This is a genomic window from Sphingobium phenoxybenzoativorans (assembly GCF_001757355.1).
GTDB classification, from domain to species: domain Bacteria; phylum Pseudomonadota; class Alphaproteobacteria; order Sphingomonadales; family Sphingomonadaceae; genus Sphingobium; species Sphingobium phenoxybenzoativorans.
The window spans coordinates 16759-31515 of record NZ_MINO01000048.1 but is presented as its reverse complement, the minus strand read 5'-3'; the positions used below and the strand labels follow the sequence as shown (position 1 = coordinate 31515).

Sequence of the window (14757 nt, the reverse complement as noted above, 5' to 3'; positions counted from 1 at the left end):
GGCTCCGCCCCTTTTCGCTCTCGTCCGGGCCCGCGCCGGCCGACGCGACGGTGACGCGCCAGGCTCTGCGCCAAGGCGACTATTCCGATATTCTCGTCGTCGTGGACCCCACTGAACTCGAACGGCTCGATGCGGACGCCGATATCCTCCCGCTCGCACGAACGATGGAGCGCACGCGCAATTCGGTGCTGCAACAGCGAGCCCAGTTCCGCCTCTGGCTCGCACGAGGCCGAGCGCCCGGCGATCAATTTGCCGCCGGACATATCCGATGGTCCAGGATGGCCGCCGGGCTGTCGGGCCGCCTCGGGGATTTCACCGCGCGCTATGCCGGCCCGGCGCTGCCCCGCGGCCATCGTATAGTCGTTGAGGACATAAGCGGCAGGTTGGCGCTCGGATACCGCACGCCGCTCGGCCGCGAACTCCAGCCCGAGATCGTGATCGGCAACAAGGCGCATGCCCGAACCGCGATGGCCGATCTGCTGCGCCAATATGCCGCTTCGCTTCGCCTCGGATGACCTGAGGCCTGAGACGAGGTCAGATCCAGGGCTCCCCGTCACACCCTGATCTTCGACCAGCCTGACAAGCTTGTGGGCCGCCGCGCTGCGCCCGCGAACCCATCAAAAAGGAAGCATTCCATGCGAAACAGTGCATCCGCGCTGGCTCTCCAGCTATGCCTCGACTTCGATCAGCCGGTCAGGCCGCCCGACCCGGCGCCCGCTGTCGCGCCCGATGCAGCGATCATCTCCCAGCATTGCGAGCCTACGCTCTTCTCGCTGGCGCCGGCGGAGGTGCTTGCCGGTCAGCCCCCGGTCGAACCCATCGATTTCTCCTTCGCCGCCGGGCGGATGCTGGCGTCCTCGTGGAAGGGCCGCGCGCAAGACAATGTCGAGGCGATCCGGCTGCTGAACCTGCTGGACCGCGAACAACGAGGAGCAACGCCGGCCGAGCAGGAGGCCATCGCGAAGTTCATCGGCTTCGGCGCCTCCGAGCTTGCGAACAACATCTTCGCCGATCGCGCGGGCACATTCCGCGATGGCTGGGAGGAACTGGGGCACGGCCTTGCCGCCGAAACGACCGATGCCGAACTTCAGTCGCTCAAGCGCGCGACGCAATATGCTCACTATACGCCCGAATATATCGTCCGCGCCATGTGGGACGCCGCCCGCATCCTCGGCTTCACCGGGGGCCAGGTTCTGGAACCCGGATGCGGCAGCGGTCTCTTCATGGGGCTGCGGCCCGACTGGCTGGCCAGTGACACGCTGTTCGTCGGTATCGAGAACGATCCCGTCACCGCCCGCGTCGCGAGCGCGCTCTATCCGGGTCAGATCATCCGCTGCATCGATTTCGACAAGGCGTCGCTGCCGCGCGACTTCGACCTCGCTATCGGCAATCCCCCATTCTCGAACCTCAGCATCCAGAACAAGACCAGCCTCGGCCGGCTCGGGCTGTCGCTCCACGATTTCTTCATCGCGAAATCGCTGGAGCACCTTCGGCCGGGCGGCGTCGCCCTGTTCGTGACCTCGCGCTATTCGCTCGACAAGAGCGATCCCAAGGCCCGCGGCCATATCGACGGCATCGCGGATTTCCTGGGTGCGGTGCGCCTTCCCGGCCGGGCCATGCGGCAGGAAGCGGGCACCGACGTCGTCGTCGATATCCTGCTCTTCCGCAAGCGCGAGCCTGATCTCCTCCGGCCCGGACACAATTGGATCGATCTGGCCGATGTTCCCGATAGCGACGAGGGTGAGGGACCGCTGCGGATCAACCGCTATTTCCTCGACAATCCCGCTCATGTGCTTGGGGCTCATGAATGGAAAAGCGGCCAGTTCGGCATGGACTATACCTGCGCCGCCGAGCCGGGTGTCGACATCGGGCAAGCTCTCACGACCACCCTGTCGGCAATCGCATCCCGATACGAAGGCGCCTGCCGCCCCGTCCATCGCACGACGTCGCTGCGTGACCGGGTCGACGTGTCGCTCGACATTGAGATCGGGACCGCTGCCGATGAAGCCGAGTTCAAGGAAGGCAGCTATCTCGTTTCCGGCGGTGTCCTGCACCAGATCGTCGACGGGATGCCGGCCATCGTCGACGTCAAATCGGGGCGTGGCACCACTGGCCTGTTTGTCAAGCACGCGAGCATCATCAAGGCGCTGATCCCGATCCGCGATGCGGTGCGCGCGATCCTGCGGGCGCAGCTGAACGACCAGCCCTATGCCGCGTCCCAGGAAAAGCTGCTCACGCACTACAGGCAGTTCACCAGGAAGTACGGCCCGATCAACCGGACGATCACCAGCATCCGCACGGATCCCGACACCGGCGCCGAGAAGGAATATCAGCGTCGCCCGAACCTCCAGCCCTTCCTCGACGATCCCGACGTCTGGCTGGTCGCGTCGATCGAGGCCTATGACGAGGCGAGCGATACCGGCACGCCGGGCGCGATCTTCACCGAACGTGTCGTCAAGCCGCCGGTCGCCCATGAAATCCGCTCGGCGCAGGATGCGCTGGCGGTGTCGCTCCACGAGCGCGGCCGCGTCGATCTCCCGTTGATCGCCGGCCTGCTCGGCGTCGCGCAAGCCGAGGCGCTCGCGGACCTTGCCGACGATATCTATCTGGACCCCGTCCGCACCACGCCCCACTTCGACCACTGGGTCACCGCGGACGAGGCCCTTTCAGGCCCCGTGCGGACCAAGCTCGCCCTTGCCCGCGAGAAGGCCGAAACCGATCCGCGCTTTCATGCCGTCGCCATCGCGCTCGAAGCGGTCCAGCCGGTCGACCTCAAACCCAGCGAGATCACTGCGCGTCTCGGCGCGCCCTGGATTCCTACCAGGGTCATCGAAACCTTCGTCGTGGAAATCATGGAGGTCGAGACCACCATCTTTCATACCGTCGATATTGCGAGCTGGACTGTCGACAAGGCCCCGTTCGCGGGACATGTCAGTTCCACCTCGACCTGGGGCACGGCGCGCCGAGGCGCGGCCGACCTGCTCGAAGATGCCCTCAATTCTCATATCCCCAAGATCTACGATGTTCACCGCGAAGCTGACGGTTCGGAGCGCCGCGAGCTCAATGTCACCGACACCGAAGCCGCGAAAGAGAAGCTTGCGAAGATCAAGTCGACCTTCGAGACCTGGGTCTGGCAGGACAGCGAACGCGCTGATCGCCTGGTCCGCATCTACAACGACGCCTATAACAACCTCGTTCCCCGGACCTTCAACGGCAAGCATCTGACGCTGCCCGGCGCGTCGACCGCCATCCAGATGCGCGATCACCAGAAGCGCGTCGTCTGGCGGATCGTCGCCGCAGGCTCGACCTATGTCGCCCATAGCGTCGGCGCGGGCAAAACCTTCAGCCTGTGCGCCGCCGTGATGGAGCAACGCCGTCTCGGCCTTGCCAACAAGCCGATGATGGCGGTGCCCAATCATTGCCTCGCGCAGATCGCGCGTGAGTTCCTGATGCTCTATCCCACCGCGCGCATCCTGGTCGCCGACGACACGAACTTCATCAAGGAGAAGCGGCGGCGGTTCCTGGCCCGCGCGGCGACCGGCAACTGGGATGCGATCATCATCACCCATGATGCGTTCAAGTTCATCCCCACCCCGGCAGCCTTCGAAAAGCAGCTGATCGAAGACCAACTCGCCAGCTACGAGGGGCTGATCGCGGGCATCGACAATGACGATCGCGTCTCGCGCAAGCGGGTCGAGCGCCTCAAGGAGGGGCTCCAGCGGCGGCTTGAGAATCTGCAGTCCCGCAAGGACGACCTTGTCCATATCGGCGAGATCGGCATCGACCAGATCCTGGTCGACGAGGCCCAGCAGTTTCGCAAGCTCACCTTTGCGACCAATCTTGGCGACCTCAAGGGCGTCGACCCGGCCGGCTCGCAGCGGGCATGGGATCTGTTCGTCAAGGGTCGATACCTTGCCGGCATCAATCCCGGCCGCGAACTGATCCTGTCGTCGGGCACGCCCATTACCAACACGCTGGGCGAAATGTATACGCTGCAGCGCTTCATGCAGCCCGATGAGCTACAGGCCAAGGGCTTGCATGAGTTCGACGCCTGGGCCGCGAACTTCGGCGACACACGCACCGAACTCGAACTCCAGCCGAGCGGCAGCTACAAGCCGGTCACGCGCTTCTGCGAATTCGTCAACGTCGCCGACTTGATGGCGATGTATCGTAGCGTCGCCGACGTCGTGCTCAAGGACGATTTGCGCCAATATGTCCGGCTGCCCACCATCAAGGGCGGCAAGCGCAAGATCATCGTCGCCCAGTCCGGGGCGCCCTTCAAGGCCTATCAGAAGGTGCTCGCCGGACGCATCAAGGCGATCGAGAACCGCAGCGGGCGCCCCCAGAAGGGCGATGATATCCTCCTTTCGGTGATTACCGACGGGCGGCATTCGGCGATCGATCTCCGCTTCGTCGATCCCATGATGGGGAACGAGGAGGGCAACAAGCTCAATCTCCTGATCGAGAATGTCTACAGTATCTGGCGCGATACGAGCGGCAATCGCTACACCGATCCGGAAACCGGGCGACCTTATCCGCTGCCCGGCGCCGTGCAGATGATCTTCTCCGATCTCGGCACCGAGAACGCCATCGAGACACGCGGCTTCTCCGCCTATGTCTGGATCCGCGAGCAGCTGATCGAGATGGGCATACCGGCCGATCAGATCGCCTTCATGCAGCATTACAAGAAGAACAGCGCGAAGCAGCGCCTGTTCAACGACCTCAATCAGGGGCGCAAGCGCATCCTCATCGGGTCCACGCCCACCATGGGAACGGGCGTCAACGCGCAGCAACGCCTCAAGGCCCTGCATCATCTCGATGTTCCCTGGATACCCTCCGATATCGAGCAGCGCGAAGGCCGGATCGAGCGCCAGGGCAACCAGAACGACGAAATCGAGCTATACGGCTACGCGACCAGTGGCTCGATGGACGCGACCAACTGGCAGATGCTCGAAAGAAAAGCCCGCTTCATCAACATGGCGATGTCGGGTGATCGCTCCATTCGCCGGATCGAGGATGTCGGCTCCAACGTCAATCAGTTCGCGCTCGCAAAGGCGCTGGCGTCCGGCGACGATCGCCTGATGCGCAAGGCTGGGCTCGATGCCGAGGTCGCAAGGCTCGAGCGCCTGCGCGACGCGCATATCGACGACCAGTATAATATCCGCAGGACCATCAAGCGAACCGCGGACGCCATCATCGACGGCTCCAGTCTGATCGCGAAGCTGGAAGCCGATATCGCGCGCCGGGTTCTTCCGCGTCACGACGAGGTTCTGTTCGATTGCGGCGGCACCATGGTCACCGACCGCAAGGCCGCCGGCGAACGCATCCTGCGGCAGGCCTTCGAGTTGCGGCTGCACGGCGGCCGGGCACGCCAGTTGCTCGGCACCGTCAACGGCATCGATGTGGAGCTCTCAGGCTACGAGGCTGTCGACGATGATGGCGAGCGCGGTATCCGCACGTCCGTCGCGGCACTGCACCACGGCGAGCGCAATGCGTTCGAAGTATCCGACAGGACGCGATGGACCACGGCGTTGGGCCGGCTCGAATCCTCCATTCTCAATCTCGACGCTGATCTTGCGGCCGTCCAGGCCGATCTCGAAGCGAACGAGCGGCGCCTTCCGGCTTTCGAGGCGCGTCTCGGCCAGGAATTTCCCGATGCAGCCTTGCTGGAAGACAAGCTGCGGGAACTCGCGGAACTGGAGGCCGATCTGGCGACGACGAAGGGCGAATTCGAGCCGGGGAATGACGAGGACGCAACCTTGGCACCGCCTTTCGGCAACGAAAGTGCGGTTCCGCAAGCGGCATGACGGTCTCGACCATTGGACGGGACGATTCCGCGCGCACTCCTGGCGACGTTGGCAATGCGACAATAGCGGTCGTGTCGGTCGGCACCAGCTGCTTGAGCCATGGAAAGGGATTGAGATGGGCTCACCCTGGGCTGGCCAATTTCCATTGTGCGCTTTCAAGGCGTACATTCTTGACGGGGCACTATTCGATCATGTACTAATTGAAACTGTACAAACGGAGGCGTGCAATGCCGCGAGCTGTGGTGGAAGACAATAGGCGCATGAGCCTGCGCATACGACCGGAGCAAAAGGCTTTGCTCGCCCGGGCGGCGGCGCTCAGACATACCGATCTGACGACCTTTGTCACCGGTTCGGCGCTGCGCGAGGCCGAGAGCGTAATCGAAGAGGCGGAGCGGACCAAGCTGAGCGAACGGGACAGCCTGCTCGTTCTCGATCTGCTCGAAAATCCCCCTCCGGCGAATGCAAAATTGCGCGCTGCCATCGCCGCGATGCCCAAGCTCGCATGAGACTTCCGTCCTGGCACGAGGACGCGATCGCAAAAGCGCATGACCGAGCTTCCTTCGACTGCGGTGACAATGATCTGAACATCTTCTTGCGGCGCTATGCCCGGCAAAGCCATGAGCTGGGCGGGGCCAAGACGTTCCTTGCCGTCGACGACACCGACAACAAGACGATTCTCGGTTTCTACAGCATCGCTCCTGGCAGCATGGACCATGCCGACACGCCCGAACTTGCGAGGCGGGGCCTCGCCAGGCATGAAGTGCCCGGTTTCCGGCTCGCGCGGCTTGCAACCGATATTCGGGTGCAGGGGAACGGGCTTGGGGGGCAACTTCTTGGCGCCATCGGCCGCAGATGCATTCGCGTCGCGGCAGAAGTCGGCGGGGTGATGCTGATCATCGACGCCAAGAACGAGCGGGCTGCCGCATGGTATGCCAGCTATGGCGCCATAACACTGCACGACAAACCGCTGACCCTCATATTGCCTTTTGCGACACTTGAACGTGAATTGAGATCAGCGGGTCAATTGTAGGCGCCTGGTGCGCGATACACCGGTCAATTGCATTCGCGTTCGACGTGAATGCCGCATCGGGGCCATTCGTATGATGACATCCGAGCCGAGGCCCCGGAAATTTGAGATACGCCCCACGTTCGTTCACGAACCGGGAATACATGGCGCGGGCTTGACAGATAGGCGGCAAGCGATCCGTTCAGATCATTCGCTTAAAATGTCCGATGAGGAGGCGCTGTCCGCACAAGCCTCTGGTAAGAAAATTCCCAAGATAGTTTGCGATTTGAAAACAGTTGCACGTGCGGACATGTTATAGGCGACCTATGCTGCTGGCCTCTGGCACCTGGAGGTGAATCATGCGGCATTCGAACATCATCGCAGCCGGCCCGGAGCGGGATCGCGCGTTGGAAATGATGGAGCAGGTGCTGGCCATCATGGTCGCGCACCATGACGACGAAGGCGCGATCGCACTGCAGGCAATCATGGAAAGGACGATGGGCACGCACGCCGATCCGGAGCAGGACGGCGAGATATGGGATATGATCGAGACGCTGCCCCATTTCACCGAGCGCGTGCTCTATCTCCATCGGCTGAACGGCCTCACCATCAGCCAGATTGCTCGCAGGCTCGGGCTGAACCGGAAGGAGGTAGCGGAGCGGCTGTCCCTGGATTTGCAACTCGTTCGAGGCGCGCCGTAAACGCTTGGGCTTTCCGTCCGTCCTCGGTTTGGCGATGCGGCGGCACAGTCTCCTGCCGGTTTCAGAAAACCGCCATCCGCGTTCCCACTATCCGAAATCTTTTCCTGAAATCCATGTGAGGAAAGGGGAGATTGCCATCGCGACACTGGCTTACCCGGCCATTGCTCGACCAGGTTTCCAGGGGATGGCGGTCGCAAGGTAAAACCGCACGGAGATGCCGACAGCCTTTCGCGCAAGGTGGCCGCTCAGGGCGATGGCGAACATCGCGACGGCGAACGCGGCCGAGCAATCTCCCCCGCCCCGTGCGGCCATAGGGAGTGAAGGGGGAAGTAGGGAAGGGAGCAGGCGCGTGTGTCCAAATGGGCCACGGACCACCACACCCCGGTTTTGCGCGGCGTGGGCTCTCCCTTCTTCGGAGACGTTCCCCATGACCACTCCCAGATCCGCGCCATGGACGGCGCAGGAAATCGCTACGCTGCGCGCCTGGTATCCGGCCGAAGGGCATAGCGTTGCGCAGCGGCTGCCGGGCCGAAGCATCCATGCCTTGCAGGTCAAGGCCCACAAGCTCGGCCTGAAGACAGCCCATAGAAATGCCGCGCCCAGACCGCGCCTTGGTGGCGGGGATCTCGACGAAGCCATCCGACTGCGCGAGGTCGAGAACTGGTCGTTCAGCGCCATCGGCAAACATTTCGGTATCTGCGAAGCCAGCGCCTGCAATGCGGTGACGATCGCCCTTTGTGTCCGGCGTGGATATCGTCCCGCAGAGCGCGATCAGCATGGCCGCCTGACGGCCGAGGGCATCGAGCGGCTGCGCTATGCCTTGAAGAAGGGTTACAAGGGCATCGACATCCAGTTGCGTCTTGGCGTGTCGGCGGCCTGCGTATCCGAGCAGCGCCGCCGGTATAACCGTGAACTGCTTGCCCGCGGCAAGGCACCGCTGCCGCCGCCGGGCGGCGGTCAGGCCTATAGTGGCGTGAAGCTGTCGCCGGCGAAGCGCAGAAAGGTCGAGGACCTCTTCCTGCAGGGGCTTGGCACTCAGAAGATCGCCGATCGCACCGGCGTGTCGCGGACGAGCTGCACGCGCATCAGGGCCCGGCTTTTGCGGCGCCTGCGCCGCAAGGGAGAAACGCTCCCCGGATGCGATGCCGCCGGGGTCCGGCATGTTCATGCCCAGAGCGCCCGTTTCGTCACCGATGAGCAGAAAGACCTTCTGCGCGCGATGCTGCTCGATCACGTGCCCGTCCAGCGCGCCGCGCGCGAACTCGTGATCGGCGCATCGAGCGCCTATCGTCTTCGGGATGCATTTGCCGCCGAACTGGCGGGCGAAGGACAAGTGTTGCCGCCCCCCAGACGCCCCGGCCGGGCTCGCCATGCGCCGGTGCGTAGCTCGTCATGGCCTCCAGCTTCGCCTCGGGAGATCTATGCGTTCCGGCGTCTGCTCGGCACGATGGCCTTCGACGAGGCGAAAGCGCACTGGGAGGAAACGCGGCGAGCAGAGGCAAGGGCGGCACGCGATGCCGCCGCGACCCGCAAGCTCACGTTCGAAGAGCAGCTTGCCAAGGTTGCGTCCGGCGAACTGGGCATCACACGCGGCTTCGTTCGCAACCATCTCGAACCGCGGCGTCCCCTGCAGGTGACCATCGCGTGATCGCGACCGGTGTCGGCGCGCCCGTGCCGCCGGCATCTCCCGGCCGATCTTGTCAGTGCGCTGGCGTTCGCGCGCGGACTGGGCTGCAATTATCTGATCCTGGACCGCGACGCGTCCACGACCGATCGGCTCGCCTGCTACGAATGGTGACGGCCTGATCGAGGGGAGGGGGAAGGAGTGAGGCGGGCGTGATGATGCGCTCAGGTCTCAGGAGCAGAACCCCATGTCCTATGACGCCGCGTTTCGCTTTCAGCAGGCGCTCGACCCTTCCGCGCTGACCACGCTTGCCGGAGGGCTGAATGTCCTGATCCAGGCAATCGACGAGTGCCATCGCAACCATATTGACGTGGAGCGTGATCCGGCCGTCCTGTTGCTGGTGCGCCATCTCGGCAACATAGCAACCGAGAACCGTCCGCCCCAGACCGAGTTGCGCCGTGCCTGCGTCGAAGCCGTCGGCGCCGCCGAACGCACGCCTATCCTGGTGACGCTTGCACGGCGCGGGGTCGACTATGACAGCGAGGCGAAGGCCATTTTTCACCAGGAGGGCCGCGCCGCACTGCGACGGCTCGCCGAGGCGCTCGGCCTCCAACGGAACGAATTTCAGATTCGTTCAAATATGGCTGGGGGCGCCTGCTCGGGTGAAATTATTCTTCACGCCGCCCATCTCTATATCCAGCTCGATCTGGGCTGCATGGGCCCCGGCCACGAGGTGATGTTTCGTAGCTGCAAAGGCCGCGAGGATTATGTCGGCGGCCGCAATCACTTCGCTTCCGTGGCGGAGCTGATCGAGCCCGCTAGGCTCGCCGAACGTATCCGCCGCGACCTCGATCTTCCCCAACCGGACGCCGCTGCAACCCGGCTCTTCGCCTGAGGACAATCATCATGGAAATCATCGTCACCCGTTCCCGCATCGCGGGGACGCTGCCGCACTATGTCTATCGCGCGCTGGTCCCTGCCGACAAGGTCGCGGCCGAACGCCGGGCATTGACCGGCACGGTTGTCGGGCCGAAACATGTCGGGCGTCTCCCGTGCGTTCGCATCTCTCCGTTGCTGGCGCCCGATCGCTATTACGCGATGCCGCATGCCGAGCGGGCCGCGCTTGCCTCCCGCATCGCCGCTCTGGGACGCCGGATCGAAACCTTGATCATCCAGGCCAGCTTCCCGGAGATGACCGCGGCCTTCACACCCATCGTCTTCCAGCTCGATGCCGATCCCGGTGACGCCTTCACCTGGATCGACATCGATGATCTGACGGCTGCTTTCGACCGCCTCGAGCCGCGGTTCGCCGACCTCACCGCCTTTGATCTCGGCCTTTCCCAGGACGCTGCCCGCTGCGCCGCCTGATGCCCGCACCGATCCCGCATCCTCACTATCCGGAGAATTCGACATGGATATTTTCGTCGCCAACGGAACGCATTTCTCGCAACCGTCCAAAATCACGAGCTATCACACCAGCGAACGCGAAGCCCGGATTGCCGCGACCCGGTTGGTGAACCAGCTTCGCGCCGACCTCGATTCCGAGGCCCTGCCGCCGATCGACGTCGGCAGCTGGGAGATGGGGCTGATCGCGGCGCAATGCCGTCACCTCGCCGCGCTCGGCATCGACATCAGCGACATGGACCATGACGACCTCGCGGATGCGGCCGGCTGCGATGTGTGGATCGAAAAGGCCGACCTCCAGGGGGTAACGGTTCTCGCACTCAACGATCGGGAACTCTCGACCGTGCTTGCGGCATTGCGTGACCACCAGCGATGCCACTGTGGGGCCGACCTTGACGATGTCGCCAGCAATCTCGGTCGGCATGAGCCGCTGACTTCGGATGAGATCGATGGCCTCTGCATGCGGATCAACGGCGGTGAACTGACTCCACAGGAAGCCAATGTCGTGATCGAACTCGATGGCGGTCTTGTCCAGGGCATCATCGCCGACAGGCCGATCACGGTGCGTGTCGTCGATTATGATGTCGAGGGCGCCGATCCCGATGATCTCCTGCTGGTCTCACGCGACAATGGCGATCCCGTCCCTGCCTCCATCAGCAGTTGGGCCGTGGAGGACGCCTGCATCGATCCGGATTGGATAGCCCGCCTCGATGCAGCCAGTGCCTCGGACGGCCGAGCCACGGCACAAATGGCAGCGGAGTGACCGCCATGGGCGTTATCGGACATAACTACATTCGCAAGGTCGAGAACTTCGACGGCTATGAGGTTCTCGCGCACCCGCTTGCCCATCGCGACGATCGCGTCTTCCATCGCGGTGAAGCCGAAACCTCCCGCGTCTCGATCACCTATGCATCGCATGATGTGCAGATAGCGCGACCGACAGGTATCGGAAGCAGGGGTCGCATTGCTATCCTGATGCACAGCGGTCTGGGTTGCCGCGTGCTCGAGTTCTACGAGAGCGCCTTGCCGATCGCCACAATATTGCTCTCCCTTCCGGAGCGCGAACAATATGCCCTTGCCTATGCGCTCTTCGAGCAGGCCGATGAATGCGCTGGCGGCGCTCGTGCGGCCGAAGCGCAACGATGGGCCGATGCGTTCGTGGACGGACGCATTCGCAAACGCCGCAGCGGCGGCAGGCGCTATGTCCATATCGAGACGCCAGACGAGAAAGCGCTTCGGCGTTCCTAGCCGCGGTTGGGGATACCGTCTGCACGACTGCCGGGTCCCGGCCGATTTCTGCGCTCATCATCCCGGCGGTGAGCCGGTGTATTCACCCGTTCCGAAAGGCCATATTCCATGGACAAACCATCTTCGTCGACGAGCATGTCGCAACTGCCGATCATGACCCGTGCCGATGCGGAAAGCATCGGCTTCGCGACCTTCAACCATGTTCCGACCTTGCCGGTCGATATTCCGGACGGCGGCTTCACCATCAGCGCGAAAACCAGCGAGGGGCTGCGCGTCACCTTCTATTTCGGGCCATACCACACAGGCGGGCCGCCGCGCTTCATCGACATCCAATATCGAGATTCGGCGATGACCGTACCCGGAGGCGACGGATCGCCGGTGCCGGTGTTCGATATGCTGACGATCGCGGAGAAGGGGATTCACCGCTACGACAGCCGCAAGGCCGATACTTCCGAAAAGCCGTCGATCGCTGTCGTGCTGCTCGAAACGCCGGAAACCCGCGGTGAATGAGGTCGTCGTCGAATTCGCCTGAAAAGGCGCCTGAAGCTGCCCATCCCGAAATCCTGGCGCGAATGGTTGGGCGCGCCGGTCGTGCCGCCCGCGCCGCGGGCCATCCCTTGCCACCCACCATTTCCACAAGGAGCATCTGCATGACGACTACCGACATCGATACCGCGACCGCCGAGCAACTCGCGCCCATCCTCTACGCAGCCATTCAGCGCCTCGGCCAGCTCGGCCGCACCGGGGCGGTCGCGCTCGCCGCGTTGGTCGAAGACGACGACGCTGATTTTGAGGAAGCCTCGAGCTGGATTGGCGACATAGCCGCAGGAGACCTGCGCGAATAGCCCATCCGACACCAACATTCCCCGTTTTCCACGAAGCCCGGCCATCGCGCCGGGCTTCGTGATTCCGGGGAGCGCAGATGCACCGCCTTGCCCCGAAACCTGATGATCGCGGACCGCTCGAAAAAACGATCGATGACCAGCTTTACCGCAACCTACAGCCCCGAGGACAACAAGATCCGCATTTACGCATCATCGCGCCTTGATGCCGAGACCTATGCACAGGTCAAGGAGGCCGGGTTCAAATGGGCTCCGAAACAGGAGCTGTTCGTCGCGCCCAGGTGGACGCCGCAACGCGAGGACCTGGCCATCGAACTGGCTGGCGAGATCGAGGCGGAAGAGATGACCCTGGCCGAGCGCGCCGCGATGAAGGCCGAACGGCTCGAGGGCCTTGCAGACAAGCGCCACGCCCAAGCCAACGCCTTTGCGCGCCGCGCGGACGAACTGTCGCAGGCCTTCTATATGGGCCAGCCGATCCTTGTCGGTCATCATAGCGAGCGCGGTGCGCGCAAGACCCAGGAACGCATGCACTCCGCCATGACAGCGGCCGTGAAGGCCGAGAAGGCCGCGGGCTACTGGCTCGGCCGCGCGAGCAGCGCCGAGCATTACGCCAGCAGGAAGAGTGATCCGCGCGTCCGCGCCAACCGGATCAAGATGCTGCTGGCGGAACTGCGCGACCTTCAGCGCGGCATCAACAGGGCCCATGCGGCGCTGGCGATCTGGGAGGAGATCACGACCGACGAACAGATCCGCCATGCGCTCGGCAACAGGGATTCCCGCGAACTCTGGTCAGGCTATGATCTCTACTACAAGGTCGACAAGGGCGAGATCACGCCTGCCGACGCACGGCAGCAATGCATCGACGGGGCAACGCTCGCCGTCAACGGCCCCAACCGCGGCCGCTGGATCGAGCACGTCCTGCACCGGCTCGCATTCGAGCGTTCCATGCTGGGCGACGTGCCGCGCTATGATGGCGAACTGACCCCGGTCATCATCCAGGCCTTCGCTCGTGAGCATGGCGCGGAAAGCCCCAAATGCACCGCGATCGCGGCGGCAGTCTTCCGGCTCGAAAGCCCGGTCCCGCTTCCGGCGCATATCGCGTCGGCATCCACCCTTGAATTGAGCGAGAGCGACTGGCGCGACCTGATGCAGGGGTGCGGCTACACGGTGCCCGAGAAAAAGACGCGGCGTGCTTCGCGTAAGCCGGATGCCGTGCCGCTGATCAATCCGTCCGCCGAACAGGCCCGGCAATTGCAGGCCGTCTGGAATCTGCGGATGGTCGCGGCCTGCAAGGGCAAGTATGGCGCAGCCAAACCCGCGGAAATCTATACGACGACGCAGGCGATCTATTCGGAAAACTACAAAGGGGACTATGCCCTCTTCAAGACCGTCGAGATAGCCGCCGATGGCCGCCGCGTCCGGATGGATTGGCAAGGACATGAGCGCGTGCGGTCTGGCGAGCCGGTGGCCCGCATTCGTATCTCGACGATCGGCAGCGAGTTCTACAAGCCGGATTCAGTGGTGGTGATCACCGACAAGCCGGGCAAGCCGCTACCGATCGACCTCGATGCTCTGGAAGCCGACGCCCGCCATGCCGCGGCCGAGGAGACCGCAGCATGAAAACCGGCGTCTCTTCCCGGCCCGCGGAGCCATCACGGATCGCTGTCCGGCCGCGCAGCGTCTGCGCAAAGGCTGAGATCGCGCCCGCTGCGGAAAACCGAAGCCGCGCGATGCTGATGGATAGTCTCGAAACCGCTGCCTGCCTCTGGGAGGCCGTGCTGACATTGCGCGATCATCCCAGTTCCGATCCCGACGCTATCGCCCTGGCGCTGGCCATCCGCCAAACCTGCAATGCGGTCGGCACGGCTGACCTGCGCTTGACCGTCGTGGGCTGGGCCAGCGCGGTCGAGGCGGCCTGGAGCGTTGTCGCCAACAGCTACGACCTGTGTTTCGACTGGGACTTCGTGCCGGACTGGATCGTCGATCATATCGACTGGTCCGATCCTTTCCATCCCACAATAAAGCCGGAACCCGTGCCGCAAGATCCGGGTCGTGCTGCGGCCGATGAACCTGTCGCCGCCCAGCCGCCCGCCTGGCGGCCGTCTGCCGACGAAAGGAACTGACC

14 protein-coding genes and 1 pseudogene are annotated in these 14757 nt (G+C 63.6%); all 15 read left to right on the top strand.

Features of this window, described 5'->3' with window-relative positions; all coding sequences use genetic code 11:
* A pseudogene (locus BHQ40_RS17895) lies at nucleotides 1-515 on the top strand (hypothetical protein); the annotation flags it as partial.
* A gap of 120 nt (nucleotides 516-635) precedes the next feature.
* On the top strand, nucleotides 636-5807 hold the full coding sequence (locus BHQ40_RS17890) for a helicase-like domain-containing protein (RefSeq protein WP_030090518.1): 5172 nt from the start codon (nucleotides 636-638) through the stop codon (nucleotides 5805-5807).
* Between the two features lie 260 nt (nucleotides 5808-6067).
* Entirely contained in the window at nucleotides 6068-6313 is a 246-nt protein-coding gene (locus BHQ40_RS17885) for a type II toxin-antitoxin system TacA family antitoxin (protein ID WP_021688187.1), read from the top strand.
* A complete protein-coding gene (locus BHQ40_RS17880; protein ID WP_030090520.1) occupies nucleotides 6310-6837 on the top strand; it encodes a hypothetical protein in 528 nt (175 codons plus the stop codon). The genes BHQ40_RS17885 and BHQ40_RS17880 overlap by 4 nt, the downstream gene beginning before the upstream one ends.
* 335 nt (nucleotides 6838-7172) lie before the next feature.
* Nucleotides 7173-7514, top strand: coding sequence for a sigma factor-like helix-turn-helix DNA-binding protein (locus tag BHQ40_RS17875; protein WP_021688185.1), 342 nt, complete (start codon nucleotides 7173-7175; stop codon nucleotides 7512-7514).
* 544 nt (nucleotides 7515-8058) lie between these two features.
* Complete coding sequence (locus tag BHQ40_RS17865; RefSeq protein WP_223308141.1) at nucleotides 8059-9162, top strand: hypothetical protein; 1104 nt, start codon at nucleotides 8059-8061, stop codon at nucleotides 9160-9162.
* Nucleotides 9163-9171: 9 nt separating this feature from the next.
* A complete protein-coding gene (locus tag BHQ40_RS27085) occupies nucleotides 9172-9312 on the top strand; it encodes a DUF5983 family protein (RefSeq protein ID WP_157034366.1) in 141 nt (46 codons plus the stop codon).
* A 73-nt stretch (nucleotides 9313-9385) separates the two neighbouring features.
* A complete protein-coding gene (locus tag BHQ40_RS17860) occupies nucleotides 9386-10033 on the top strand; it encodes a hypothetical protein (protein WP_021688183.1) in 648 nt (215 codons plus the stop codon).
* A gap of 11 nt (nucleotides 10034-10044) precedes the next feature.
* Nucleotides 10045-10506: a hypothetical protein gene (locus BHQ40_RS17855; protein WP_021688182.1), complete on the top strand. Its 462-nt coding sequence runs from the start codon at nucleotides 10045-10047 to the stop codon at nucleotides 10504-10506.
* Between the two features lie 43 nt (nucleotides 10507-10549).
* Nucleotides 10550-11305, top strand: a complete 756-nt coding sequence (locus BHQ40_RS17850) for a hypothetical protein (RefSeq protein ID WP_021688181.1) — start codon at nucleotides 10550-10552, stop codon at nucleotides 11303-11305.
* Between the two features lie 5 nt (nucleotides 11306-11310).
* Nucleotides 11311-11790: a hypothetical protein gene (locus tag BHQ40_RS17845; protein ID WP_021688180.1), complete on the top strand. Its 480-nt coding sequence runs from the start codon at nucleotides 11311-11313 to the stop codon at nucleotides 11788-11790.
* 108 nt (nucleotides 11791-11898) lie between these two features.
* Nucleotides 11899-12300 (top strand): hypothetical protein, encoded by a 402-nt coding sequence (locus BHQ40_RS17840; RefSeq protein ID WP_021688179.1) that lies wholly within the window; start codon nucleotides 11899-11901, stop codon nucleotides 12298-12300.
* Nucleotides 12301-12440: 140 nt separating this feature from the next.
* Entirely contained in the window at nucleotides 12441-12635 is a 195-nt protein-coding gene (locus tag BHQ40_RS17835) for a hypothetical protein (protein ID WP_021688178.1), read from the top strand.
* 132 nt (nucleotides 12636-12767) lie between these two features.
* Complete coding sequence (locus BHQ40_RS17830; RefSeq protein ID WP_070157115.1) at nucleotides 12768-14252, top strand: DUF3560 domain-containing protein; 1485 nt, start codon at nucleotides 12768-12770, stop codon at nucleotides 14250-14252.
* Nucleotides 14249-14755 carry a hypothetical protein gene (locus BHQ40_RS26560; RefSeq protein ID WP_021688176.1) on the top strand — a complete coding sequence of 169 codons (507 nt, stop codon included), beginning with the start codon at nucleotides 14249-14251 and terminating at the stop codon, nucleotides 14753-14755. Before BHQ40_RS17830 ends, BHQ40_RS26560 begins: the two co-directional genes overlap by 4 nt.
* The last annotated feature ends 2 nt before the right edge of the window (nucleotides 14756-14757 follow it).

Bases quoted from the DNA above. Each gene is read 5' to 3' on its own strand.
- BHQ40_RS17835 (WP_021688178.1), top strand. From the start codon at position 12,441: ATGACGACTACCGACATCGATACCGCGACCGCCGAGCAACTCGCGCCC.
- BHQ40_RS17850 (WP_021688181.1), top strand. From the start codon at position 10,550: ATGGATATTTTCGTCGCCAACGGAACGCATTTCTCGCAACCGTCCAAA.
- BHQ40_RS17890 (WP_030090518.1), top strand. From the start codon at position 636: ATGCGAAACAGTGCATCCGCGCTGGCTCTCCAGCTATGCCTCGACTTC.
- BHQ40_RS17845 (WP_021688180.1), top strand. From the start codon at position 11,311: ATGGGCGTTATCGGACATAACTACATTCGCAAGGTCGAGAACTTCGAC.
- BHQ40_RS26560 (WP_021688176.1), top strand. From the start codon at position 14,249: ATGAAAACCGGCGTCTCTTCCCGGCCCGCGGAGCCATCACGGATCGCT.
- BHQ40_RS17830 (WP_070157115.1), top strand. From the start codon at position 12,768: ATGACCAGCTTTACCGCAACCTACAGCCCCGAGGACAACAAGATCCGC.
- BHQ40_RS17885 (WP_021688187.1), top strand. From the start codon at position 6,068: ATGAGCCTGCGCATACGACCGGAGCAAAAGGCTTTGCTCGCCCGGGCG.
- BHQ40_RS17875 (WP_021688185.1), top strand. From the start codon at position 7,173: ATGCGGCATTCGAACATCATCGCAGCCGGCCCGGAGCGGGATCGCGCG.
- BHQ40_RS17855 (WP_021688182.1), top strand. From the start codon at position 10,045: ATGGAAATCATCGTCACCCGTTCCCGCATCGCGGGGACGCTGCCGCAC.
- BHQ40_RS17880 (WP_030090520.1), top strand. From the start codon at position 6,310: ATGAGACTTCCGTCCTGGCACGAGGACGCGATCGCAAAAGCGCATGAC.
- BHQ40_RS17860 (WP_021688183.1), top strand. From the start codon at position 9,386: ATGTCCTATGACGCCGCGTTTCGCTTTCAGCAGGCGCTCGACCCTTCC.
- BHQ40_RS17840 (WP_021688179.1), top strand. From the start codon at position 11,899: ATGGACAAACCATCTTCGTCGACGAGCATGTCGCAACTGCCGATCATG.